We start from the raw sequence: 22,559 nt of genomic DNA, 5'->3' as shown, positions 1-22,559 counted from the left end.
CATGACCGATTACGTACCCCCAAAAGTGTGGACCTGGGACACCGAGAATGGCGGCACCTTCGCCAGCATCAACCGACCGATTGCCGGCGCGACCCATGACAAGGAACTGCCGGTAGGCAAGCACCCACTGCAGTTGTATTCCCTGGCCACGCCTAACGGTCAGAAGGTCACGATCCTGCTGGAGGAGCTGCTGGCGCTGGGTCACAGCGGTGCGGAATACGATGCCTGGCTGATCAAGATCGGCGACGGCGACCAGTTCGGCAGCGGCTTTGTCGGAGTCAACCCCAACTCGAAGATCCCGGCGCTGCTGGACCGCAGCGGCGCCACGCCGATCCGTGTATTTGAGTCGGGCGCGATCCTGCAGTACCTGGCCGAGAAATTCGGTGCGTTCTTCCCCACCGAACCTGCGGCCCGTGCCGAATGCTTGTCTTGGCTGTTCTGGCAGATGGGCAGCGCGCCGTACCTGGGCGGTGGTTTCGGGCATTTTTATGCCTATGCGCCGAGCAAGATGGAGTACGCGATCAACCGCTTTGCCATGGAAACCAAGCGTCAGTTGGACGTACTCGACCAGCGCCTGGCAGTGAGCGAATACATCGCGGGCGATGAATACACCATCGCCGATATCGCGATCTGGCCGTGGTATGGCGGGTTGGTCAAAGGTCGCTTGTATGGCGCGGCGGAGTTTTTGGCGGTGCATGAGTACAAGCATGTGCTGCGCTGGGCGGATGCGATTGAAGCGCGACCGGCGGTGCAGCGGGGGCGGCGGGTGAATCGGGTGTCCGGGGAGCCTGCCGAGCAGCTGGCCGAGCGCCATTCTGCAAGCGACCTGGATTAAAACTGTGGGAGCGGGCTTGCTCGCGAATGCGGTGTGTCAGTCAACCAATTCATTGGCTGATCCATCACATTCGGGAGCAAGCCCGCTCACGCAGTTGGATTTGTGTACTCCGAGCTATTTGTAGCGCTGCTCGAACACTGCCACCTGTTCAGGCTTGATCAGTTCGAACGGCACCCACACCTCCGGCTCAATCGCCTCACCCTTGATCATCCGCACCGCCGCCTGCACTGCCTGGGTCGCCTGGGCCTTCGGGTCCTGGAACACCGACGCCGTCAGCAAGCCCCGCTTGATCGCCGCCAGCCCGTCGGGCAAGCCATCGATACCCACAATCGCCACATCGCCCTTGGCTTTACCCGCTTGCTGCAACGCCATGGCGGCACCTATCGCCATTTCATCGTTATTGGCCACGATGGCATCGAACTGCGTACCCGCCAGCAGCCAGTTACTGGTCAGGTCCATGCCTTTGCTGCGTTGCCAGTCGGCGCTTTGCTGCTCGACCACCTTGATACCGGGAAAGTCCTTGAGCACCTGTTTGGCGCCCTCGGTGCGGTCATGGGTGGCGTTTTGTGCAAGGTCGCCCATGATGATCGCCACATTGCCCCTGCCAGCGAGTTTTTCCGCCAGGTAGCGCATTTGCAGTTGCCCGGCCTCGATGTCGTTGGAAGCCACGGTAACCACGCCTTTGGGCAGGGTGCGCTCGTCCGGGTGACGGTTGACGTACACCAGTGGCGTCTTGGCTGCCACGGCGGCGCGGGTCATGTTGGCGGTGGCGGCGGTGTCCACCGGCAGTACGATCACCGCGTCGACCTTCTGGTTGAGGAAACCTTCAACCTGATTGAGCTGACGCACCACATCGCCCTGGGCGTCTTCGAATTGGATCTGCACGTCCTGCTGCCTGGCAGCGGCTTCCAGGCCGGTGCGCACGTAGGTCATGAAGTTATCGTCGACCCGAGCAATGCTCACGCCGATGCGATAGGCGGCGAAGCTCCATTGGCTGAACAACAGCAACAGCGTGGCAGCAAACAATGAATAGCGATTCATAAAGGTGATCCTTTTATTGTTATAGGGTGAATGCCTGGCGGAAACGCTCCAGGGCCAACTCGCTGTCGCCGCTGGCCCAGCCCTCCAGGGCGACCACGCCGCTGTAGCCCATGGCGTGCAGGGCCCTGGCAATGGCAGGGTAGTGAATTTCACCGGTGCCGGGCTCCTGGCGTCCCGGCACGTCGGCCACCTGGATTTCACCGATGGCGCTGCCGGCGCGCTGGATCAGCTCGATCAGGTTTCCTTCGCCGATCTGCGCGTGGTACAGGTCCAGGTTCATCTTCAAGTGGGGGCTGCCCACGGCCTCGATCAGCGCCAGGGTATCGTCGGCGCGGGCGAAGGGCGTACCGGGGTGGTCGACGTCGGTGTTGAGGTTTTCCAGCAGGAACACACGGCCGGCGTCTTCCCCCAGGCGGGCGATTTTTTCCAGGGTTTTGCAGGCGCTCAGCCACATGCGACCGGTGGTCTGGCTCACGGGTTGAACGGGCAGGCCGCCGTCACCCAGGCCGGTGCCGTGCAGGTTGAGGCTGGGGCAGTTCAAGTGTTCGGCGACGCTCAAAGACTCACGGGCGCTGTCGAGCAATTGGCGGATGCCGTCGGGGTCGGTGAGGGTGCCGCTGATATAGCCCGTCATGGAGGTGAAATCGACGCCGGTGGCGGCCAGGGCGGCGATGTCCTTATTGGTCCAGTTCCAGATTTCCGCGCTGAACCCTAGCGCGTGAATACGCTTTACGCGCTCGATGAAGGGCAGGTCGAGAAACACCATCTCGGCACTGATCGCCAGTTTGAATGGGCTCATATGGCCACCGCCTTGCCGGTTTCGAACGACTCGATGCAGGCACGGGCAATCGCCAGGGCCGCCCGCGCATCCTCTCCGCTTGCCATCGGCTTGGCGCCGCTGCGCAGGCAGTCGACAAAGTGGTTGAGCTCGGCGATGTAAGCGTCGCGCAACAGGTCGGTGTCCAGGCGCTGGGTGTCGGCCTGAATGCCTTGGGCCAGGTAGCGCATCAGGTCGGAATCGTTGAGGCTGCCCATGCTCAGCATGCCGGCGCTGCCGAACACTTCGCCGCGTACGTCGTAGCCATACACGGCCTGGAAATTGGCCTCGGCGGTGGCGATGGCGCCGTTGTCGAAGCGGATCGCAACCACGGCGGTGTCGAGGAAGCCTTTGCTTTTGTATTCCGGGGCAATCAGTGCGTCCGCCATCACGTAGACCTGCACAGCCTCGGCGCCGGGGTTGAGGTAGCGCAGGGTGTCGAAGTCGTGGATCAGGGTTTCGAGAAAGATCACCCATTGCGGCGAATTGGCCGGGTTGTTCAGCGCCGGGTCGCGGGTCAGCGAGCGCAGCAACTGCGGAGTCCCGATGCGGCCGGCGGCGACGTCGAGGTGCGCGGTGCGAAAGCTCTTGGCGAAACGCCGGTTGAAGCCGACCTGCAGCGGCACCCGCGCATCGGCGGCGGCAGCGATGGCGCGATCGGCTTCATCGAGGGTGATGGCCATGGGCTTTTCGCAAAAGATGCCCTTGCCGGCGCGGGCGGCGCTGATCACCAGCTCGGCGTGGCTGCGGGCAGGGGCGGCGATGAGTACGCCGTCGATATCCGGGTCGTCGAGTAACTGCTGCGGGTCGGTATAGACCTTGCTCACGCCTAATTCAGCGGCAAGGCGAGCGGCCTGGCCAGGCGTCGGGTCGGCAATTGCCGCCAGGCTGGCACCGGGGATATGCCGAGCTGCGGTCAAGCCGTGGAAACTGCCCATGCGACCGGCACCGATCAAACCCAGGCGGATGTTCTGTGTACTCATGAAATAACCCCTTGTTGTTATTGGCCCCAGGACGGTCCTGATGGGCAAATGCACATGAGCAAGGGATATGCCAATTCATAACTCATTGATAAAAAAGGGTTAATGTTTATGTGAAAACAAAAAGTGTTCATTCTGATGACATGTCTATACTGGCATGTCAAAAACGTGAACATGGAAACGGCCCTCATGAGCATGGCGTTCAGCGTGCAAGACCTTGACTACCTGACGGCCCTGGGGCCTGCCGCGTTGAATGATGGCCCGGTTCTCGCGCTTGAGCAGGCATGGCACGACTGCCTGGCCGGCCAGGTCGAGCGCCCGGCGCACGTGCGCCAAGTGATCTGGGCGTCGTGGCGGCGCAGTGTCGAGGCGGGTATTGACCCGGCAGACAACGCGTACCGCTTCGTCGCCGCGGACACCCTGGCCGCCACCCAGGCCGACCACCGCGTGCTGATCGCCGCCGCCGCGCAAGTCATGCACGGTTTGCTGGCCTACAACCCGCGCGGTCATATCAACCTCACCGACGCCGATGGCACCACCCTGTATTTCTGCGGGCTGGACATCACCCCCGTGGGCAGTCGCCTGGTGGAATCGGTGCAAGGCACCAACTGCACCGGCCTGGCGCTGGCCGAGGATCACCTGGTGTACGTGCTGGCCGAGGAGAATTTCGGCATCGGCCTGCGCCAGCGCCGCATGCACTGCGCCGCCGCACCGATCAAGAATACCCAAGGCCAGACCGTGGCCATGCTGACCCTCACCGCTGAACCCGGCTGGTTTCACTTCCATACCCTCGGCACGGTGCAGGCCGCAGCCGAAGCCGTATCGCGGCAGATGGCGCTGCATGGTTTGTTGGAAGAACAGCAAACCGTCCTCGAAGTGCTCAACGAAGGCCTGGTGGTGCTGGATGAGCGAGGGTGTATCAAGGCGCTCAACCGCTATGCGCGGCAACTGTTCGGGGTGGGGCTGGAGCTGATCGGTCGGCCGTTCCAGCAGCTGGGCCGTAGCGAATTAAGCGACTCGATGGGGGCGGCCGTTCGCGACCGCGACTGCACCTTCCACCTGCACAACCGCAGTCAACTCGCTTGCCTGGTCTCGGTGTGCCCGCTGGAGCAGGGCGGGGTGATCGTGTCACTGCGAGAGAACCGCCGCATCCGCGAAATCACCCGGCGCATTATCGGCACCCAGGCCAGCTACACCTTCGACACCATTCAGGGCAGCTCGCGGGCGATCCAGGACGCGCTGCACCTGGGGCGCATCGCCAGCCGCAGTGATTCCACCACCCTGATCCTTGGCGAAAGCGGCACCGGCAAGGAGCTGTTCGCCCAGGCCATCCACAATGGCAGCGACCGCTGCAACGGCCCGTTCGTGGCGGTCAACTGCGGCGCGATTCCACGAGACCTGGTGCAAAGCGAGCTGTTCGGCCACGTCGAAGGTGCGTTCACCGGCTCGGCCCGTGGCGGCTCGGCGGGCAAGTTCGAACTGGCGGATGGCGGCACCATCTTTCTCGATGAGATTGGCGACATGTCCTTCGATGCCCAGGTCAGCCTGCTGCGGGTGTTGCAGGAGGGTGAAATCACTCGGGTGGGCGCGAAAAATTCGCGGCAAGTGGACGTGCGCATCATCGCCGCCACCCACCGCAACCTTAGCCAGGCGGTTGCGCAGGGCGCGTTTCGCGAAGACCTCTACTACCGCCTGAACGTGCTGAACCTGACCGTGCCGCCGCTGCGCATGCGCCGCGAAGACATTCCACTGCTGGCGCGGCACTTCCTGGCCCGCTGCGCACGCTCGCTGCGTAAATCGGTGCAGGGCTTTTCGCCGGAGGCGATGGCATTGCTGTCGGCCTATGGCTGGCCGGGCAATGTGCGCGAGTTGGAAAACAGCATCGAACGGGCGACCAACCTGGCGATGGGGGCGCTGATCGAACCGGTGGATCTGCCGCTGGAAAACCGCCAACGCGCCCCGCTGCGCGCCTACGAACCGCAAGCCGCCCAGGACCTCAGCAGCCACGAAAGGCACGCCATCGTCGCCGCACTCACAAACACTGGCGGCAACATCCGCCTGGCTGCCCGACAACTGAACGTGTCGCGGGGTGGGCTGTACAACAAGATGAGTCGGTTTGGCCTGAATGCCGCAGATTTCCGCAGCCCCTTGTAGGCGCCGTGTGTCAGTGACCCATGTTTTCCGACGTCACGATCTGCGGCGGGATATACACCCGCTGCTGTACCGGATCGAACGCCTCAGTGCTCTGCAACTGCACCATCAACTGCACCAGCGCTATTGCTGTCTGCCCCGGCTGCGAATCCATCACCACATCAATCAACCCCTGGCGCAGTGCGTGGCGTGACAGCTCGGTCGACTCCTGCAAGATGCAACACAACGCCGGCCGCTTGGGCAACTGTGCCAGGGCGCTGATGATGCCGTCACCGCCGCCGCCCACCACGCATAACCCGCGCAGGTCGCTGTGGCGGCTGAGCAGGTCGAGGGTGGCTTCTTCGGTGATATCGCAGTTGTCGAGGTTGATCAGCGGCTCCAACGGCTTGAGCCCCGGCGCGTGCTCGGCCAGGTAGCTGTGCAGGCCTTCGACCCGCGCCTGGTGGCCGAGAAAACGATGGCCGCCGAGCAGAATCCCCACGCTGCCTTTGCGCGCGCCACAGGTGCGCGCGAGCAGCCAGCCCATGGTGCGGCCGACCACATGGTTGTCCTGGCCTACATAGGGTTCTTCGGCCTGTTCGTGAATGTCCGATAGCAGGGCAACCACCGGCACGCCGGCTTCGCGAATCTGCTTCAGGCAGGCGTTGATCAGCGGATGGGCAAAGCTGACCACCGCGAGGCCATCGCACTGCACGGCCAGCTGTTCGATTTGCGCAACGATGGCGGCGGGCGTGCGATCAACGATGTAGTCGAACTGGCACGTCAGGTTGGCGCCCGCATGCTGCTCGGCGGCGGCGCTGATCGCGTGCGCCAGGCTGGCATAGAACGCCTGGGCGGTAGCCAGTAACAGGATGCCGAAGCGATAGGTTGGCCGGCGTTCGCGGATACGCTGGCCGATCAACCGCGCCGCGAAATACCCCACGGCTTCGGCTGCCTGGAACACCTGCTCGGCGGTTTCAGGATTGACCGGCGCGCGTGCATTCAACACGCGGTCAACGGTGGCCACACTGAGCCCGGCATGGGCGGCAACGGTGGCGATGGTTGGGCGTTTTTTGTTGTTCATGACAGGCCCCTTGAGCGTCTTGATAGAAAACTATCAAGCCCCGCTGGGCCTGGATGATAGCTTGATAGGGAATGGATTCAAGGCCTTGAGGGTGAATTACCCGTTCTCTATGGTGGGTTTCGCACAGCACCAGAAACCACCCGCTTGTGGAGAACAATAACAATGCCTGAACACACCGCTCCTATCTCGCGTCGCGACTACAGCCTCACCGGCCCCGAAGCCGCCCGCGCCTTTGATAAAGGCCTGGTCTCGGCCAGTTGGTACCAATCCCCCATCTCACGTAAGCGCATGAAAGAACTGATGCAGCGCCGCGACGGCCCGGCCCTGCTCGACACCGCTATTTGGGTGAGCGCGCTGTTTGCCACCGGTTTTGGTGGCTACTGGTTCTGGGGCACCTGGGCCTGTGTGCCGTTGTTCCTCGCCTACGGCGTGCTGTACGGCACCGCGTCCAACCCGCGCTGGCATGAAACCGGTCACGGCACCGCGTTCAAGACCCGCTGGATGAACGACGTGCTGTATCAGGTCGCCAGCTTCATGTGCATCTTCGAACCCCATGTGTGGCGCTGGAGCCATGCCCGCCATCACACCGACACCATCGTGGTTGGCCGCGACCCGGAGATCGTCGAACCGCGCCCGCCGAGCTTCTTGATGATGTTCTTGAGCCTGTTCAACCTGCCCCTGGCCTGGAAGACGTTCAGTGGCGTGGCGCGCCATGCCATTGGCAAGATGAGTGCCCAGGAGGCGGACTTCATTCCCGAATCCGAATGGCCCAAAGTGTTTCGTGCGGCGCGCATCTGGGTCGGTATTTATGCCGTGGTGATCGGCACCGCGTTGTACCTGCACAGCTGGCTGCCGCTGATGCTGGTTGGCCTGCCCAGCCTCTACGGCGCCTGGCTAGGTTACCTGTTCGGCCTCACCCAGCATGTCGGCTTGGCCGAAGACGTGCTGGACCACCGCAGCAACTGCCGCACCATCTACATGAACCGCGTGCTGCGTTTTATCTACATGGACATGAACTACCACCTCGAACACCACATGTACCCGATGGTGCCGTACCACGCGCTCGCGCAATTGCACGAAGAAATCCGCAGCGACTGCCCGCCGCCTTACGCCAACCTGTTCGAGGCGTACAAGGAAATCTTGCCGACGATCTGGAAGCAGCGCAGCGACCCGACCTACTTCATCCAGCGCCCACTGGCACACAACCCCCGTGGCGAGGGAGCTTGCTCGCGCTGGGCTGCGCAGCAGCCCCAATAAACCCCGCGCTTATTTTCAGACAAACCTGAACGCTCGATCGGGGGGCCGCTTCGCAGCCCAGCGCGAGCTCGCTCACTACAAGGTAAAAACACCATGAACGATCAATGGATCGACGTCTGCGCCGTGGGCGAAATAGACGCGGAAGACGTGCTGCGCTTCGACCACGGCCCGCATACCTACGCGGTGTACCGTTCGGCCGAGAATGAGTTTTTCGCCACCGCCGGCCTGTGCACCCACGAGAACATCCACCTGGCCGACGGCCTGGTGATGGACCACGTGATCGAGTGCCCCAAGCACAACGGGCGCTTTGACTACCGCTCGGGCAAGGCCCTCGGCGCGCCGGTGTGCGTCAACCTCAAGACCTATCCGGTGCGGGTCGAAGCGGGGCGGGTGTTGCTCGCCGTCACGGTGTGATGATGAACGCCCCTCTGATCATCGTCGGCGCCGGCCATGCCGGTGGCCGTGCGGCACTGACCTTGCGTGAAGAAGGCTACACCGGGCGCCTGATTCTGATAGGCGATGAACCGCACTTGCCCTACGAGCGGCCGCCGTTGTCCAAAGGCCTGTTGCAGGGCACAGCGGACCTGGCCGGATACAGCTTGTGCGACCGCGCACGCCTGGCCGAACTGGGCATCGAGCACATTGCGGGTAACCCAGTGACGCATCTGCAGCCGCAGCAGCATCGCCTGCAACTCGCCGACGGCCAGTGGCTGCCGTATGCCGGTCTGCTGCTGGCCACTGGTGGCCGGGCGCGACGCTTGCCCCAGGAGCAGGCCCATGTGCTTTACCTGCGCACCCATGACGAGGCGCTGGCCCTGCGCAGTGCGTTGAAGGCTGGTACGCGGCTGGTGGTGGTCGGTGGTGGCTTTATCGGCCTGGAAGTGGCAGCGACGGCACGTGGCCTGGGCTGCGAGGTGACGCTGCTCGAAGCCGGCCCGCGCCTGGCGGGGCGGGTGTTGCCGCCGGTCATCAGCGAGGCGCTGCTGACGCTGCATCGTCAGCACGGGGTCAACGTTCGCTTGAATGTGGCCTTGGAATCCATCCAGGCCGACGCTGTGTGGCTGGTGGACGGGCAGTGCTTGCCCTGCGACCTGGTGGTGGTTGGCATCGGCATGCAACCCAATGTCGAATTGGCCGCAACGGCGGGGTTGGAAGTAGGGCAGGGCATTCGCGTCGATAGCCACCTGCGCACCAGCGCGCCGGGCATTTATGCCGCCGGTGACGTGTGCGAGTTTCGCTTGGGTGGCGAATACCAGCGCCAGGAAACCTGGCGCAACGCCGAGGCCCAGGGGCGGCATGCGGCGCTGAACCTGCTGGGTCGCGAGCTGCCGTTCGAGGCACTCCCCGGTTTCTGGTCCGACCAGTACGACTGGGGCGTGCAGACCGTGGGTGTGATTACACCCTTGATGGTCAGCCGCCCATTGGCGAGCGGTGGCATGCTGCTGTTCTACCTGGATGCCGATCAGCGCTTGCAAGGTGCCTGCGGCTGGGCACCGGGCAACAGCGTGGCCAAGGACATAAAGCTCTGCGAACGCCTGATCAGCGCACACCTGTCGCTGGCCCCCGCCAGCCTGGCCGACCCCGAGCTGTCCCTCAAACACCTGCTGCGAGGCTGATATGCGCCAATTCCTGGTGTTCCAATCGCTGTGGGCCATGCAAACTGAACCCGGTTCGCTCGATGCCCAACTCGACCGCATCAAGGCCGCCGGTTTCGACGGCATTACCGACCATTACTTCAAGCCCGCTGAGGTCGCGCGCCTGCACGCCGCCGCCACGGCCAGGGGCCTGCAGATCGAAGGCCAGTTGTTTCCGCAAACGGTGGACGACCTGGCGGCCGCGCTGGATGTGATCAGCGGCTACGGCTGCCACCACCTCACCCTGCAAGCCGACGTACGCCCGCGTACCCAATCCGAGGCGGCCCGATTGGTCGAAGGCTGGCAGCGCCTGGCCGAGCAGGTGGACTATCCGGTGCTGCTGGAAACCCACCGTTATCGGCTCACCAATGACCTGCTGTTCACCCTCGACTTGCTGGCACAGATGCCCGACTTGAAACTGCTGGCCGACCTGTCCCACTACGTGGTCGGGCGTGAACTGCCCGAGCCTGGCGCCGCTGAGGACGACGAGCAGATTCGCCAAATTCTGCGCCACAGCTGGGGTTTCCACGGCCGCGTCGCCAGCAGCGAACAGGTGCAGGTCTCCCTGGACTTTCCCCAGCATCAAGCCTGGGTACGGCGTTTTACCGAGTGGTGGCGCTACGGGATCGAAGACTGGCTGACCCGGCCCGACACACCGCAGAGCCTGGCCTTTACTTGCGAACTGGGCCCGCCGCCCTATGCGATTACCGGCGCGGACGGTCGCGAAATCAGTGAGCGCTGGGCAGAAGCGCTGAAGATGCAGGCGTTGATTCGTGAAGTGTGGGAAAGCTGTCGGAAATGATCTGCTAATCTGCGCGGGTTCAATCTCGCCCTTTAGCCTGGACTTTCACCATGACGCCATCCTCCGTTCAGCCGCCCCTTGAGCCGCAATCTGTCTGCCATCCCATCACCAGTAGCGCGATTTTCATGGTTGCCACCGTCGCCCCCGGCGGTGAAGACCAGGTGCGTGGCTGGTGCGCGGACCTCGCCGGGCTGGTGCGCTCGGTGGGCAAGCGGGTGCCAGCGGGCAACCTGACCTGCGTCTGCGGGTTTGGCTCGGACGCGTGGGACCGACTGTTCGGTGCACCGCGCCCGGCGGCGCTGCACCCATTTCGCGAGTTCGGTGTGGAAGGGCGCAAAGCCGTGTCGACACCGGGGGATATCCTGCTGCATATCCGCGCCGAACAGATGGACCTGTGCTTCGAACTGGCCACCCACGTGATGGCGGCCCTGGGCGACAGCGTGAAGGTGGTGGATGAGGTCCAGGGTTTCCGCTATTTCGATATGCGCAGCATCATCGGCTTTGTCGACGGCACCGAGAACCCGGTGGGGCGCAAGGCCGTGGGGTTCACCATCGTCGGTGATGAAGACAACGAATTCCGAGGCGGCAGCTACGTACTGGTGCAGAAGTACCTGCATAACATGACCGCCTGGAACAGCCTGACAGTGGAGGCCCAAGAGAAGGTGATCGGGCGTACCAAGCTGTCGGATATCGAATTGGACGAAGAGACCAAGCCCAGCAATTCCCACAGCGCGCTGACGGTCATCACCGACAAGAACGGCGAGGAAGTTAAGATCCTGCGGGACAACATGCCTTTCGGCCGGCCGGGCGCAGGCGAGTTCGGCACCTACTTCATCGGCTATGCGCGCTCGCCGGAGCCTCTGGAATTGATGCTGGAAAACATGTTCGTCGGCCGTCCGGTCGGTAACTATGACCGCCTGCTGGACTTCAGCACGGCGGTCACCGGCGGCCTGTTTTTCGTGCCTTCGGCCGACCTTCTGGAGGAACTGGCCGAGCGCAAACTGTAGGCGCGAGCTTGCTCGCGAAGGTCGTCAACGATAACGCGGCGCCGCCCTTGTGTGCTTCGCGGGCAAGCTCGCTCCTACAGCAAGCCGGTGCTGACTGCCACGATCAGGAAGATCCCCAGCAACGCGCGATAGATTACGAACGGCCAGGTGGAGAACCGCTCCAGGAACTTCATCAGGCCCCAGATCGCAAAGAACGCCGAGATGCTCGCGACCACCAGGCCGAACAGCAAATGGGGCCAGGCATGGGCGGGCATATCGGCATGCAACAGCACCCACAGCTCCTTCAGGCCGGCGAGGGCGATGGCCGGTAGGCCGAGCAGGAACGAGAACCGCGCGGCCTCTTCACGCTTGAAGTTGAGGAACAGCGCGGCGGTGAGGGTGGAGCCGGAACGTGAGACGCCCGGAATCAGCGCACCAATCTGTGCAATGCCCACGATCAACGCATCCCGCAGGCGCATCTCACTAACCTCTCGGGTATGGCGTGCGCGCACTTCGGCCACCGCCAGCAGCACGGCCATGACCACGCAGGAAATGCCGATCACCATCAGCCCGCGCAACGGCGAGTTGCACGCATTCAGGGTCGAAGACAGCACCAGGCCGGCAATGCCGATAGGGATGGTCGCCAGCACAATCGCCACCGCCAGCTTGAACCAGCGGTCGTTGTAGTCACCTCGGCGTACCGCGCCGATGCTGCCGGTGGTCACTTGGCGCACATCGCGCCAGAAATAACTGACCACCGCCGCCAGCGCCGCCAATTGCATGGCCGCGGAAAACGCCGAGCCGGGGTCCTGCCAGCCGAGCAGGGCGGGTACTACGCGCATATGGGCGGTGGACGACACCGGCAGCAGCTCGGTAATGCCCTGGATCACGCCCAGGATGAAGATCTGCAGGTAATCCAGGGAGGCAAAACCTACATCCAGGCCGGCGGAACAGACGTTGCTCACAATACGTGTCCTTGAAAGAGGGGAGGCAATTTCGCGGAGTTTATTCGAAATGTTTCAGGGGGTTGGGGCAGGCAACACCTATTTGCAATCGGTTCAGCAAGTAGAAAGGTTGGCCGCTCTATTGGCCTGCTCCCAGGTTTTGTGAACAATGGCGCCCTGTGTTTTTTCACCGAGAGTCTCATGCCCGAAGTCACCGTCGAATTGATCCAGACCGGCCCGGAGCACGCCGAGCTGATCCGCAATCTTTACCAGTACTACGCCTATGAATCTTCTGACTGGGAACAGGAGGATGTCGAGGCCGATGGCCGTTTCTATATCCATGACGAACACCTGAGCCGTTACTGGCAGGACCCGCAATGGAGCGCCAACCTGCTGCTGGTGGATGGCTATATCGCTGGTTTCCTGTTGATCGAAGGCAGCGAGCTGCCGGGCATCGACGCCCTGGAGCTGGCCGACGTGTTCGTCCTCAAGCGCTATCGCCGCAAAGGCATCGGCCGCGCCATCGCCAGCCAGGTGCTGTGCAGCGGCGAAGCCGATTGGCTGGTGCGCTTCTATGATCAGGACGAAGTGTCCCAGGCGTTCTGGCGCACGGTGCTGGATAACCTGCCGCGTCCGGTGCAGACGATTGAGCTGGAGGATGACCCGCAGTTGGTGAGTTACCTGATTACGCGGGCGGCGTTGCACTGATTGACGCGCGCCGGCTCATCCCTGAAAGAGGCTTCGGCCTCTTTTTTTTGCCTGTGACTTAGCCATCAATGTTTTTATATGCTTAAAAAAACATTTACAAGGATGATGCTTGCTGTGAATATGTTCAGGCGAATTTAAAAAAACAAAAACATCCGCGGTACTGATTTCGATCAGGCCATAACAACAACGACCTAACACAGGCTTGAAGCCGGCTCCTGCCCCTGGCCGGTCTTTTCAGCGAAGGAGAACATCTCCCGTGAATCGCTTACTCAATGGAACGCTGTGCGTCACCCTTGCATTGGGCGCCGGCCTTGCGCAGGCCGAGACCGCCTTGCGTGTCGGCCTGAACGCCGATATCCGTAGCACCGAACCCGGCGTCAACCGTGACGAAAATACCGACACGGTGATGCTGCACATCGTCGAGGGCCTGGTGGCCCACCGTGAAGACGCTTCCGTCGGCCCGTTGCTGGCCCGCGAGGTCAAACGCTCTGACGACGGCATGACTTACACCTTCACATTGCGCGACAGGGTGCACTTCCAGAACGGTGCGACGCTGACCGCCCAGGACGTCAAGTGGACGTGGGAACGCTACCTCAACCCCAAGACCCAATGGCGCTGCCTGGCAGAGTTCGATGGCCGCGGTGGGGCGAAAATCACCGGCATCGACACCCCGGACCCCCTCACGGTTGTCTTCCATCTCGACCAGCCCAGCGGCCTGTTCCTGGCCTCGATGGCGCGCCCCGATTGTGGTGGCAGCGGCATCCTGCACCCCGACTCGCTGGCGGCGGACGGCAGCTGGAAAGCGCCGATTGGCACCGGCCCGTTCAGCCTCGGCGAATGGAAGCCCGGACAGTACGTAGTGCTGTCGCGCTTCAAGGACTACAGCCCGCGCGATGACGCCGGGCCGGACGGCTTTACCGGCAAGAAGACCGCCCTGGTCGACGCCGTGCGCTTCATGGTGATTCCCGATCCTTCGTCGGCCAAGGCCGCCTTGATGTCCAACAACATCGACCTGTTGCCCAACGTCAGCGCCAGCGACGCCCAAGAGCTGAAATCCACGCCGGGTGTGCAGATCTCGTTCAGCCCGATCATGGCCATCTGCGGCCTGCTGTTCCAGACCAACGACCCGCTGCTCAAGGATGTGCGCATCCGTCAGGCCATCGCCCATTCCCTCGACTACGGGCAGATGGTCACTGCGCTCTCCAACGGCACCTCCGAGCCGAACAACTCGGCGATCCCGCAAACCAGTCCGTTCTACAGCGCCACCGCCAAGCAGGGTTATCGCTATGACCCGCAGGAAGCCCAGCGCCTGTTGAAAGAGGCCGGCTACCACGGCCAGCCGATCAAGATGATCGTCAACAAACGCTATTCGCAAATGTTCGACATGGGCCTGCTGAGCCAGGCGATGGCCGTGGCCAGCGGCTTGAACATCCAGATGGAAACCCTGGAATGGGGCACCCAACTGGAACGCTACCAGAGTGGCAACTACCAGATGATGGCGTTCTCTTACTCCTCGCGCCTGGACCCGGCCACCAGCTTCGACTCGCTGATGGGCGACAAGACCAAGGAACCGCGCAAGGTCTGGGACAACCCACAGGCCCAGGCGGTGCTGCGTGACGCGGTGCGCGAGAGTGACACGGCCAAGCGCCAGGCGCTGTTCGACCAGTTGCACACCATGATGATCCACGACACGCCGATGGTGATCATCTACAACGGCACGGTCGCCGCAGCGCTGCGTGACAGCGTCAAGGGCTTCCATTCGTGGCCGGTGTCGTCGCCACGGCTGTGGGGCGTCAGCCTCGCGGCGCAATAACGGGGCCTCCAGCATGTTGCGTTTTATCCTGCAAAAACTGGCCATGGCGGTCCCCACCCTGTTGCTGATCTCAGTGATGGTGTTCGCGCTGATCCGTCTGATTCCGGGTGACCCGGCGCTGCTGATGCTCGGCGACATGGCCGACCCGCAAAGCCTGGCTGACATGCGCCACACCCTCGGCCTGGATCACTCGCTGGTGACGCAGTTTCTGATCTGGTTCAAGGCCGTGTTGAGCTTTGACCTGGGGTTTTCCATCAGCACCAAGCAGGCTGTGTTGCCGCTGATTCTCGACCGCTTCAGCGTCAGCGCGACCATCGTGCTGGTGGCTGTGCTGTTCGCCACGCTGATCGCGGTGCCCATTGGCCTGATTGCCGCGTGGAAACAGAACAGCGCGCTCGACCTGGGGCTGGTGTCCATCGCGACCTTGCTGCTGTCGATCCCCAGCTTCTGGCTCGGGTTGCTGTTGCTGCACGCGTTCGGCATCCAGCTCGGCTGGTTGCCGGTGGTGGGCTACGTCAGTTTCTCCCAGGCGCCGTGGCAAGCCATGAGCTACATGGTGCTGCCGGTGGTGACCTTGACCCTGGTGGAAGTCGGCGCGATCACCCGCATGGCGCGGGCCAGCACCATCGAAGTGCTGCGCCTGGAATACATCGCGCATGCCCGGGCCAAGGGCTTGTCGGAGCGCGCGGTGTTGTGGAAACACGCGTTGCCCAACGCCTTCGCGCCGACCTGGACCCTGGTGGGGCTGATTCTCGGCAACCTGCTGGGTGGCATCGCGGTACTCGAAACCGTGTTCACCCTGCCAGGCATCGGCCGGCTGATGGTGGACGCGATTTTCGCCCGCGATTATCCGGTGCTGCAGGGCTGCTTGCTGCTGATCACCTTTATCTACGTGCTGGTCAACCTGTGTGTGGATCTGCTCTATCCGCTGTTCGATCCAAGGGTGAAGTTATGAGTTCGACTATTGCCGTGCCCGTAGCGGCCAAGCGTCGGCGCGTGTGGGCGCCGGCCAACGCCTTGATCGGTGGCGGGCTGCTGGTGGTGTTGATTGCGCTGGCGTTGATGGGGCTGGTGTGGTCACCGTTCGACCCGCTGAAGATCGACCTGATGTCGCGCTTCCAGGCCCCGTCGGCTGCTCACTGGCTGGGCACCGACGAATTTGGCCGCGATGTGTTCAGCCGTCTGTTGATCGGCGCGCGCACCAGCTTGTGGGTGAGCCTGTTGACGGTCAGCGTTGCCGTGCTGGCAGGCACCTTGATTGGCATGCTTGCCGGTTACCTGCGCGGCTGGACTGACCGCGTGTTGATGATGTTCAACGACGCGCTGCTGGCTTTTCCCGGCATCCTCATGGCGCTGGGCATTATGGCGATCATCGGCGCAAGCAAGTACGGCATCGTGCTGGCCCTGGGCATCGCCTACACGCCGTCGGTGGTGCGCGTGGTGCGCGGCACCGTACTGTCCCTGCGTGAGCTGGAGTACATCGAAGCCTCGCGGGTGATCGGCAACTCCGAGCTGTACACCATGCTGCGCCACATCGCGCCGAACTGCCTGGCGCCATTGTGCGTGTTGGCCACCAGCATGTTCGGCTGGGCGCTGCTGTCGGAAAGCGCCCTGAGCTTCCTCGGCCTGGGCGTACCGCCGCCGGCGGCGACCTGGGGCAACATGCTTGCCAGCAGCCGGCCGTACATCGCTTCGGCACCCTGGCTGGGGGTGTTCCCCGGGCTGTTTATCTGCCTGACATTGCTGGCGATCAACCTGTTTGGCGACGCCCTGCGTGATCGTCTTGACCCCCGGATGAGGAAGTGAACATGTCCGCCAATCCTGTTTTGTTGAACGTCGAACACCTGAAGATCCGTGTGGGCGAACACGGCCCATTGGCGGTGGATGACCTGAGTTTCAGCATCGCGCCGGGTGAGATCGTGGCGCTGGTGGGGGAGTCCGGCAGCGGCAAGACCATGGCTGCCCGCGCGGCCATCGGCCTGCTGCCGTTGCCGATGCAAGTGTGCGGCGGACGTCTGGATTTCCAGGGGCGCGACCTGGCGAGTGTCAGCACTGAAGCGCTGCGTGCGATTCGCGGCGCCAGCATCGGCATGGTGTTCCAGGAACCGATGGTGTCGCTCAACCCGGCATTGAAAATCGGCCAACAGATGAGCGAAGCGCTCAAGCTGCACACCGACCTCGACCCTCCACAAATCCGCGAACGTTGCCTGACCATGTTGCGCCGTATCGGCATCAAGGCCGCCGAGCGCTGCCTGGAGTCCTATCCGCACCAATTCTCCGGTGGCATGCGCCAGCGCATCATGTTGGCCTCGGTGATGCTGCTGCGCCCGGCCTTGCTGATCGCCGACGAACCGACCACGGCCCTCGACTGCCTGGCGCAACTGGACGTGATCGAGTTGATGCTCGAACTGACCCGCGAGCAGGGCACCGCGATCCTGTTTATCAGCCATGACCTGTCGCTGGTAGCGCGGTACGCCCACAAGGTGGTGGTGATGCGTCACGGCAAGGCGGTGGAGCAGGGCAGCATCGAAGACATCCTGCTCGCGCCCAAGGCCGAGTACACCCGCCAGCTGTTGGAAGCGTTGCCGCGTCGGGGCGTGCTGGCGCCTTTGCCGGTCAGCAACGAGCCTTTGGTTGAAGTGGATCAGGTGTGCATCGAACACCCTGGGCCGACCACGTTCTGGGGCAAGCGTCAGCACACCCGCGTGGTGCATTCCGCCAGCCTGGTGATCGCCCCCGGCGAAACCCTGGCGCTGGTGGGCGGCAGCGGCTCGGGCAAGACCACCCTCGGGCGTTCCCTGGTGGGCCTGATCAAACCCTGTGCCGGCTCGATCCGCTTCAAAGGCGTGGACATCCTCAAGGCCGCCAACCGTACCCATCGCCTGCAATGCCAGATGATCTTCCAGGACCCCTATTCGTCCCTGAACCCGCGGATGAAAATCGGAGAAATCCTCGCCGAACCGTTGCGCCACGAACCTGGCCTGAATGCCGCCGAGCGCCGTGAACGGGTAACGCAAACCCTCAAGGACATCGGCCTGGGCGAGCAGTTTGTCGAGCGTTTCCCCCACCAGCTCTCCGGCGGCCAGCGCCAGCGCGTCGCCATTGGCCGGGCATTGGTGCGACACCCGCAACTGGTGATTGCCGACGAACCGATCTCGGCGCTGGACATGACTATCCAGAAACAGATCCTCGAACTGTTCGAACGTCTGCAGGCGCAGTACGGTTTTGCCTGCCTGTTCATTTCCCATGACCTGGCGGCGGTGGAGCGCATTGCCCATCGGGTTGCGGTGATGCATCAGGGCAATGTGGTGGAAGTGGGCGCGCGCGAGCAGATCTTCGATCACCCGCAGCACCCGTACACCCGGCAACTGCTGGCCGCCGCCAGCCCGCTGGAGCAACTGCCGGACGGTGGCTACCGAATACGACCGGCCATTTAAACCCCTGATTTCACCCGGCGCGCAGACCCTCACGTCTGCGCGATGGGGAATGTCGTGCCCAGAAAAACAATAAGACCTACTCACCCATAACGACTGCCAGGAGCCAAGAACATGCACAACAACACTCTCAACCTGATCTTGAAGGGCGTCGGCCTCATGAGCGGGGGGCTGCTGTGTGCCCCGGCCCAGGCTGACTTCATCAAGGACAGCAAGGCAGATCTGGACCTCAAGAACTACTACTTCAACCGCGATTACCGTGAAGACGCCGGGCAATCCAAGCGTGAGGAATGGGCCCAGGGATTTATCCTCAACCTCAAGTCTGGCTTTACCGAAGGCACCGTCGGCTTTGGTGTGGACGTGGTAGGCATGCTCGGCCTCAAGCTCGATTCCAGCCCGGACCGCTCCGGCTCCGGCCTGTTGTCCAGGGACAACGATGCCACGCCGGGCAAGCCGAGCTATTCCAAGCGCGCCCATGACGAGTATTCCAAGTACGGCGTGACCGGCAAGGTGCGCTTCGCCCAGAGCGAGCTGCGCAGCGGTTACCTGCTGCCGGACCTGCCGACCTTGCAGCCCAACACCAGCCGACTGTTCCCGCAGACCTTCCGGGGCACTCAGGTGACGTCCACGGACATCGCCGGGCTGGCGTTGATCGGCGGGCAGATCGACCAGACCAAGCAGCGCGAATCCACCGAATACGAAGACATGGGGCTGACCAGCCAGAGCGGTGCCTACAAAAGCACCGCCAAGAGTGATCGTTTCCGCTTTGCCGGTGGCGATTACAAGCTCACGCCGGGGATGACGTTGAGCTACCACTTTGCGCAGTTGGAGGATATCTACCAGCAGCATTTCGTAGGGTTGAAAAACAGCTTCGCCCTGGGCGGCGGCACGCTCAAGACGGATATCCGTTATTTCGATGCGGACAAGTCCGGTGCTGGCTTGGCGGGCAAGGTGGATAACCGTGCGCTGAGTACGCGGGCGATGTTCAGCTACAAGGGGCACAGTCTGGGTGGGGGGTATCAGGAGCAGTATGGGGACACCCCGTTTACTTATGTGGACGGGACCAATACCTATCTGTTTTCCGAGTATCAGTTGAGTAATTTCTCGCAGACCAATGAGCGGGTCTGGCATGCGCGCTATGACTTTGATTTTGCGGCGCTGGGTGTACCGGGGCTGACGTTTTCAACGCGTTGGGCCAAGGGTGATCAGGCGCAGGTGAAGGGGTTTGCGGGGGAGGGACGTGAGTGGGAGCGGGATATTGATTTGGGGTATGTGTTTCAGTCTGGAACGCTGAAAGGGGTGTCGTTGCGTTGGCGCAATGGGTTGAGCAAGGCTAACTATTTACGGGATATGAATGAGAACCGGGTGATTGTCGGTTATACCGTGGCGCTTTGGTAATGAAAGTGGGGGCGACGTGGTGTGAGTGTGGGAGCTGGCTTGCCTGCGATGGCGGTCTGTCGGTGTACATGTCCATTGCGACAGGGGTTGCGTGTGTGGTTAAGGTCTGGCCGGTTTCGAGCGTGCTTCGAGGCCGGGTCGGGCCCGTCAGGGGCATGGGGGCGCGCCCCTCATCCCTTGTTGCGTGCCACGCGCAACTTGCTCGCCACATCCAGGTGTCGATGCAGCAGCGTCGACGCCCATTCGTTATCGCCTTGCTCCAGGGCATCCAGAATCGCCAGGTGTTCACAGCACGAGACCTTGACCCTTTCCTGATTGTTCACGGTGTGGAACTCGGTCAGTCGACGCAACCGGTTCTGCTGCTGGATCGCCTGCAGGATGTAGCCGTTGCCCGATGCCGCCGCCAGCAGTTCATGGAATTCGGCGTTGTATTCGATAAAGCGTTGCCCATCGACTTTGCCTTCCAGCAGTTCCATCTGGCGTTCGCGGCAACGACGGAATTGTTCGGGGTTGATCTTGAAGGTCGGCTCCAGCAACCCGGCTGGCTCCAGCAGCATGCGGAAGCGGTAGCTCTCGAAGCGAGTCTGCGGGCTATTCAGCGTCGGCAGGAACTGCCAGCCGTGTCCGTGCTTGCGTTGCATCACGCCTTCGTCGGAAAGGCGCAACAGGCAGCGGCGCAGCACGCTTTTGCCGACCCCATAGCGGCGCAGCAGGTCGCTCTCGGAGATCTGGTCGGGCAGCACCTGGTTCAGACGGTCGTCGATCAGCCGCGTGTACAACTCGTCCTCTTCGTTGTGCAGCTCGGTGAAGTGCTGCGCCAAGCCTTCGGTGGTTTCCAGCGGTACGCGATAGCCCTGTTGCGGCAGCGGCTCAATGGCTTTCTGTTCGGCCAGGTACGCCAGTGCGCTGCGAATGGGCGAGCGCGAGACGCCCAGGCGTTGGGCCAGTTCCACTTCCTTGAGGTGCAGACCGGGTTGCAGGTCGCCGCTGGCGATGGCGGCAAGGATCTGGCCGGCGACTTTGGTCTGCAGCGAGGTGAGTTGGGACATGGTGCGAGGTCGTTCCTGTGACAGGGGAGGCAAGGATACCCGGAAAAACTGAATTATAGGGGCCTCAAATACATCAGGTCCGCAGCGAATAAAACTTTATCTGCACTATTTGAAATATAAAAACATCATTGAGGACCCATCATGACCTACATCCCGCTGCCCAGAGCCTTGCCCCATGAGCGCGGCGTCGACCCGGCCGGCGTTGTTGACTTCCTCCAGGCCGTGACCGAGCAAGGCCTAGAGCTGCACAGTTTCCTGCTGTATCGCCAGGGTGCGGTGGTGGCCGAGGCGTACTGGCAGCCCTATTCGGCGCATCGCCTGCACGTGCAGCATTCGGCCACCAAGAGCTGGACGGCCACGGCGATCGGCCTGTTGATCGACGACGGTCGCTTGAGCCTCGATGCCAAGGTGGTGAGCTTTTTTCCCGAGCTGTGCCCGCAACCCATCAGCGCCAACCTGGCGGCCATGACCGTGGAAGACCTGCTGACCATGCGCACCGGTCACACCCGTGGCATTTCTGGCGGCGATTGGCGCAACCTGCAAAGCAGCTGGGTCGAAGCCTTTCTCAATGAGCCGGTGGACGAGCCACCTGGGCAGTCGTTTATCTATAGCAGTGCGTCAAGTTTCATGTTGTCGGCCATCGTCACCCAGGTCACTGGGCAGACGATGCACGCGTTGTTGCAGGCGCGCGTCCTCGACTATCTGGGCCTCGATCACCTGGAGTGGGACCTGGCTCCCGGTGGGTTCAACTCTGGAGGCAATGGCTTGAGTTGCACCAGCGAAGATTCGTTGAAGTTTGGCGTGTTGCACCTCAACCACGGCCAATGGCAAGGGCGCCAGTTGCTGTCGCCAGAGTGGGTCGGTGAGGCCACGCGCAATCAGGTGCAGGACGTGTGGATGGGTGAGTTCGACGGCAAGCAGTACCTGCCGCGCGACAAGAACAAAGCCAATGAAGCCCAGCGTGAAGGCTATGGGTACCAATGGTGGATGACCGAACACGGCGGTTATTACGCCTCGGGCGTGTTCGGCCAGCAGTGCATGGTGCTGCCGGAACAGGACACGGTGATTGTCTTCACCTGCGGCCTGCGCCTGGGGGAAAAGCGCTTGCACGCGGCGCTGTGGCAGCACCTGTTCCCGGCGCTGGGGCGTACCGCCGTTGATGCCAATGCCAGCCAGGCGCAACTGGATGCGCTGATCGACGGCCTGCGCCTGCCGACGCTGCAGGGTCTGCAAAGCTCGCCCGCCAGCCGTGCACTGCAGGGCCGTTTCGCCATTGAACCGAATGAGGATGGCGTGCGCGAAGTGGCCTTCGATTTCCAGGCGGATTACTGCGATTTCACCCTGGTGGATCATCGCGGCACTCATCACGTGCGCGCCGGTTTCCGACAGCCGATCGAGACCCTCACCAGCCTTACCGGCAATTACTTGCACCACCAGTATCAGCCAGAACAGACCGCTGTGGTCGCGCAGGCCTGCTGGTCCACGGAAGGTGAGTTACGTATGGACTGGCGCTTCGTCGAAACCGCCTTTGGCGACCACGTTACCGGCCGCGTGCAGGACGGGCGCCTGCGTTTCGACCGGGGCGTCAACACCAACGCAGGTGCCCTGCAACGCCCGACCCTGATCGGCTCACGAATCCCGCTTTAA

At 62.5% G+C, this 22,559-nt stretch carries 20 protein-coding genes; 14 read left to right on the top strand and 6 right to left on the bottom strand.

The genetic code is table 11. The features are described from left to right. Position 1: 1 nt before the first annotated feature. On the top strand, positions 2 to 835 hold the full coding sequence (yghU, locus tag BMZ57_RS15850) for a glutathione-dependent disulfide-bond oxidoreductase (RefSeq protein ID WP_010211203.1): 834 nt from the start codon (positions 2 to 4) through the stop codon (positions 833 to 835). Between the two features lie 114 nt (positions 836 to 949). Here yghU and BMZ57_RS15845 read toward each other — a convergent pair whose 3' ends face one another. The 3 genes from BMZ57_RS15845 to BMZ57_RS15835 are packed head-to-tail and all read right to left on the bottom strand — an operon-like array spanning position 950 to position 3,676. Further along, entirely contained in the window at positions 950 to 1,876 is a 927-nt protein-coding gene (locus BMZ57_RS15845; protein ID WP_069672692.1) for a sugar ABC transporter substrate-binding protein, read from the bottom strand. A gap of 19 nt (positions 1,877 to 1,895) precedes the next feature. Next, on the bottom strand, positions 1,896 to 2,675 hold the full coding sequence (locus BMZ57_RS15840; protein WP_047542720.1) for a TIM barrel protein: 780 nt from the start codon (positions 2,673 to 2,675) through the stop codon (positions 1,896 to 1,898). Continuing rightward, positions 2,672 to 3,676, bottom strand: a complete 1,005-nt coding sequence (locus BMZ57_RS15835; RefSeq protein WP_069672691.1) for a Gfo/Idh/MocA family oxidoreductase — start codon at positions 3,674 to 3,676, stop codon at positions 2,672 to 2,674. Before BMZ57_RS15835 ends, BMZ57_RS15840 begins: the two co-directional genes overlap by 4 nt. 186 nt (positions 3,677 to 3,862) lie before the next feature. Between BMZ57_RS15835 and BMZ57_RS15830 the strand changes: the two genes are divergently transcribed. Further along, the gene (locus BMZ57_RS15830; protein ID WP_069672690.1) at positions 3,863 to 5,827 is read left to right on the top strand and encodes a sigma-54 interaction domain-containing protein; all 1,965 of its coding nucleotides are present in this window, start codon (positions 3,863 to 3,865) and stop codon (positions 5,825 to 5,827) included. A 10-nt stretch (positions 5,828 to 5,837) separates the two neighbouring features. Here BMZ57_RS15830 and BMZ57_RS15825 read toward each other — a convergent pair whose 3' ends face one another. After that, complete coding sequence (locus BMZ57_RS15825) at positions 5,838 to 6,887, bottom strand: LacI family DNA-binding transcriptional regulator (protein WP_010211198.1); 1,050 nt, start codon at positions 6,885 to 6,887, stop codon at positions 5,838 to 5,840. 162 nt (positions 6,888 to 7,049) lie between these two features. On the opposite strand from BMZ57_RS15825, the gene BMZ57_RS15820 reads away from it, so the two are divergent. The 5 genes from BMZ57_RS15820 (at position 7,050) to BMZ57_RS15800 (ending at position 11,587) form a co-directional block, all read left to right on the top strand. After that, positions 7,050 to 8,144 carry a fatty acid desaturase family protein gene (locus BMZ57_RS15820; RefSeq protein ID WP_069672689.1) on the top strand — a complete coding sequence of 365 codons (1,095 nt, stop codon included), beginning with the start codon at positions 7,050 to 7,052 and terminating at the stop codon, positions 8,142 to 8,144. 93 nt (positions 8,145 to 8,237) lie between these two features. Continuing rightward, complete coding sequence (locus BMZ57_RS15815) at positions 8,238 to 8,558, top strand: MocE family 2Fe-2S type ferredoxin (RefSeq protein WP_010211196.1); 321 nt, start codon at positions 8,238 to 8,240, stop codon at positions 8,556 to 8,558. A gap of 2 nt (positions 8,559 to 8,560) precedes the next feature. Continuing rightward, positions 8,561 to 9,760, top strand: coding sequence for an NAD(P)/FAD-dependent oxidoreductase (locus BMZ57_RS15810; RefSeq protein WP_069672688.1), 1,200 nt, complete (start codon positions 8,561 to 8,563; stop codon positions 9,758 to 9,760). A gap of 1 nt (position 9,761) precedes the next feature. Beyond that, positions 9,762 to 10,580 (top strand): sugar phosphate isomerase/epimerase family protein, encoded by an 819-nt coding sequence (locus BMZ57_RS15805; protein ID WP_010211194.1) that lies wholly within the window; start codon positions 9,762 to 9,764, stop codon positions 10,578 to 10,580. A gap of 50 nt (positions 10,581 to 10,630) precedes the next feature. Then, on the top strand, positions 10,631 to 11,587 hold the full coding sequence (locus BMZ57_RS15800) for a Dyp-type peroxidase (protein ID WP_029529177.1): 957 nt from the start codon (positions 10,631 to 10,633) through the stop codon (positions 11,585 to 11,587). Between the two features lie 74 nt (positions 11,588 to 11,661). On the opposite strand, the gene BMZ57_RS15795 is transcribed toward BMZ57_RS15800, so the two are convergent. Continuing rightward, entirely contained in the window at positions 11,662 to 12,531 is an 870-nt protein-coding gene (locus BMZ57_RS15795) for an undecaprenyl-diphosphate phosphatase (RefSeq protein ID WP_010211192.1), read from the bottom strand. A 180-nt stretch (positions 12,532 to 12,711) separates the two neighbouring features. Here BMZ57_RS15795 and BMZ57_RS15790 point away from each other — a divergent pair, with 180 nt between their 5' ends. The 6 genes from BMZ57_RS15790 to BMZ57_RS15765 all read left to right on the top strand — a co-directional run bounded on the left by BMZ57_RS15790 (position 12,712) and on the right by BMZ57_RS15765 (position 19,863). Further along, positions 12,712 to 13,218, top strand: coding sequence for a GNAT family N-acetyltransferase (locus BMZ57_RS15790; RefSeq protein ID WP_010211191.1), 507 nt, complete (start codon positions 12,712 to 12,714; stop codon positions 13,216 to 13,218). 256 nt (positions 13,219 to 13,474) lie between these two features. Further along, positions 13,475 to 15,031: an ABC transporter substrate-binding protein gene (locus BMZ57_RS15785; protein ID WP_010211190.1), complete on the top strand. Its 1,557-nt coding sequence runs from the start codon at positions 13,475 to 13,477 to the stop codon at positions 15,029 to 15,031. A gap of 13 nt (positions 15,032 to 15,044) precedes the next feature. Continuing rightward, positions 15,045 to 15,986: an ABC transporter permease gene (locus BMZ57_RS15780; RefSeq protein WP_010211189.1), complete on the top strand. Its 942-nt coding sequence runs from the start codon at positions 15,045 to 15,047 to the stop codon at positions 15,984 to 15,986. Beyond that, positions 15,983 to 16,837 carry an ABC transporter permease gene (locus BMZ57_RS15775; RefSeq protein ID WP_010211188.1) on the top strand — a complete coding sequence of 285 codons (855 nt, stop codon included), beginning with the start codon at positions 15,983 to 15,985 and terminating at the stop codon, positions 16,835 to 16,837. The genes BMZ57_RS15780 and BMZ57_RS15775 overlap by 4 nt, the downstream gene beginning before the upstream one ends. Positions 16,838 to 16,839: 2 nt before the next feature. Continuing rightward, a complete protein-coding gene (locus BMZ57_RS15770; protein WP_038453125.1) occupies positions 16,840 to 18,468 on the top strand; it encodes an ABC transporter ATP-binding protein in 1,629 nt (542 codons plus the stop codon). Between the two features lie 156 nt (positions 18,469 to 18,624). Then, positions 18,625 to 19,863: an OprD family porin gene (locus BMZ57_RS15765; RefSeq protein ID WP_370737453.1), complete on the top strand. Its 1,239-nt coding sequence runs from the start codon at positions 18,625 to 18,627 to the stop codon at positions 19,861 to 19,863. Positions 19,864 to 20,033: 170 nt separating this feature from the next. Here the strand turns inward: BMZ57_RS15765 and BMZ57_RS15760 are convergent, their stop codons facing one another. Then, the gene (locus BMZ57_RS15760) at positions 20,034 to 20,912 is read right to left on the bottom strand and encodes a GntR family transcriptional regulator (protein WP_010211184.1); all 879 of its coding nucleotides are present in this window, start codon (positions 20,910 to 20,912) and stop codon (positions 20,034 to 20,036) included. A gap of 141 nt (positions 20,913 to 21,053) precedes the next feature. Between BMZ57_RS15760 and BMZ57_RS15755 the strand changes: the two genes are divergently transcribed. Further along, entirely contained in the window at positions 21,054 to 22,559 is a 1,506-nt protein-coding gene (locus tag BMZ57_RS15755; RefSeq protein WP_044286988.1) for a serine hydrolase domain-containing protein, read from the top strand.

Origin of the sequence: Pseudomonas simiae (assembly GCF_900111895.1) — a bacterium.
GTDB lineage: Bacteria > Pseudomonadota > Gammaproteobacteria > Pseudomonadales > Pseudomonadaceae > Aquipseudomonas > Aquipseudomonas simiae.
Note: the sequence above shows the minus strand (reverse complement) of the source record. Positions and strands in the feature narration are given on the sequence as shown.

What these genes read in the sequence shown, in the direction of transcription:
- yghU (WP_010211203.1), top strand. Translation starts at nt 2, where the DNA reads ATGACCGATTACGTACCCCCAAAAGTGTGGACCTGGGACACCGAGAAT.
- BMZ57_RS15845 (WP_069672692.1), bottom strand. Translation starts at nt 1,876, where the DNA reads ATGAATCGCTATTCATTGTTTGCTGCCACGCTGTTGCTGTTGTTCAGC.
- BMZ57_RS15840 (WP_047542720.1), bottom strand. Translation starts at nt 2,675, where the DNA reads ATGAGCCCATTCAAACTGGCGATCAGTGCCGAGATGGTGTTTCTCGAC.
- BMZ57_RS15835 (WP_069672691.1), bottom strand. Translation starts at nt 3,676, where the DNA reads ATGAGTACACAGAACATCCGCCTGGGTTTGATCGGTGCCGGTCGCATG.
- BMZ57_RS15830 (WP_069672690.1), top strand. Translation starts at nt 3,863, where the DNA reads ATGAGCATGGCGTTCAGCGTGCAAGACCTTGACTACCTGACGGCCCTG.
- BMZ57_RS15825 (WP_010211198.1), bottom strand. Translation starts at nt 6,887, where the DNA reads ATGAACAACAAAAAACGCCCAACCATCGCCACCGTTGCCGCCCATGCC.
- BMZ57_RS15820 (WP_069672689.1), top strand. Translation starts at nt 7,050, where the DNA reads ATGCCTGAACACACCGCTCCTATCTCGCGTCGCGACTACAGCCTCACC.
- BMZ57_RS15815 (WP_010211196.1), top strand. Translation starts at nt 8,238, where the DNA reads ATGAACGATCAATGGATCGACGTCTGCGCCGTGGGCGAAATAGACGCG.
- BMZ57_RS15810 (WP_069672688.1), top strand. Translation starts at nt 8,561, where the DNA reads ATGAACGCCCCTCTGATCATCGTCGGCGCCGGCCATGCCGGTGGCCGT.
- BMZ57_RS15805 (WP_010211194.1), top strand. Translation starts at nt 9,762, where the DNA reads ATGCGCCAATTCCTGGTGTTCCAATCGCTGTGGGCCATGCAAACTGAA.
- BMZ57_RS15800 (WP_029529177.1), top strand. Translation starts at nt 10,631, where the DNA reads ATGACGCCATCCTCCGTTCAGCCGCCCCTTGAGCCGCAATCTGTCTGC.
- BMZ57_RS15790 (WP_010211191.1), top strand. Translation starts at nt 12,712, where the DNA reads ATGCCCGAAGTCACCGTCGAATTGATCCAGACCGGCCCGGAGCACGCC.
- BMZ57_RS15780 (WP_010211189.1), top strand. Translation starts at nt 15,045, where the DNA reads ATGTTGCGTTTTATCCTGCAAAAACTGGCCATGGCGGTCCCCACCCTG.
- BMZ57_RS15775 (WP_010211188.1), top strand. Translation starts at nt 15,983, where the DNA reads ATGAGTTCGACTATTGCCGTGCCCGTAGCGGCCAAGCGTCGGCGCGTG.
- BMZ57_RS15770 (WP_038453125.1), top strand. Translation starts at nt 16,840, where the DNA reads ATGTCCGCCAATCCTGTTTTGTTGAACGTCGAACACCTGAAGATCCGT.
- BMZ57_RS15765 (WP_370737453.1), top strand. Translation starts at nt 18,625, where the DNA reads ATGAGCGGGGGGCTGCTGTGTGCCCCGGCCCAGGCTGACTTCATCAAG.
- BMZ57_RS15760 (WP_010211184.1), bottom strand. Translation starts at nt 20,912, where the DNA reads ATGTCCCAACTCACCTCGCTGCAGACCAAAGTCGCCGGCCAGATCCTT.
- BMZ57_RS15755 (WP_044286988.1), top strand. Translation starts at nt 21,054, where the DNA reads ATGACCTACATCCCGCTGCCCAGAGCCTTGCCCCATGAGCGCGGCGTC.